The organism is Oleiphilus sp. HI0043 (genome assembly GCF_001634935.1).
The window spans coordinates 1-692 of record NZ_LWEY01000867.1; the positions used below are offsets into that span (position 1 = coordinate 1).

At 46.8% G+C, this 692-nt stretch carries 1 protein-coding gene; it reads left to right on the forward strand.

The annotated features are described in order from the left end of the window. Positions 1-390 (forward strand): iron-sulfur cluster assembly protein (locus A3729_RS09795; RefSeq protein WP_068633758.1); only part of this gene is annotated, 390 nt, incomplete at its 5' end. Positions 391-692: the final 302 nt, after the last annotated feature.

The following is a 692-nucleotide window of genomic DNA, read 5'->3' on the forward strand; positions in this document are numbered from 1 at the left end:
AATGGTAACCTTGCACGCATTGAAGGCAAAGATGCTGATGCGCTAGGCAAAGAAGTGGCTGTATCCAGTTTTGAAACCCCCTCCGATGGCAGCGTTAGTAAAGACCAGGTATGGGAAGCCTTACGTGAATGCTATGACCCTGAAATTCCGGTTAATATGGTCGAGCTCGGTCTTATCTATGACTGCAAAGTTGTAGAAAATGAAGTCAAAATCAACATGACCCTCACTGCCCCTGGCTGCGGTATGGGGCCATCCATGATTGCCGATGTCGAGCGTAAAGTTGGCCAAGTACCGAACGTAGACAAAGTCAGCGTAGAGCTAGTATTCGACCCTCCCTGGAGTAACGACATGCTCACCGATGAAGCGAAATTAGAGTTGGGTATGTTGTAGGCCGCGGTTCAACCCGACAATCTCCGAGGCATACTCTAACTCACAACTAATACCAAGTTCCTGCATTGTCGGGCTAAAGCCCGACCTACATACAGCATGTTAACAGGGTAAAATCACCCCTTAAGAAAGCCTCGATCTGTATGATATAATCCCGCCCTCGGAATCATCGTTTATCACTTTAGGTCGTATTAATGAGTCAAGCTGCTAATCCAGACATGTTTAAAAACAACCCTTTTGGTACCGAAACTACGGATGCCGATATCCTTGAGGCTTTCGAATTTCTGGATGACTGGGAAGAACGT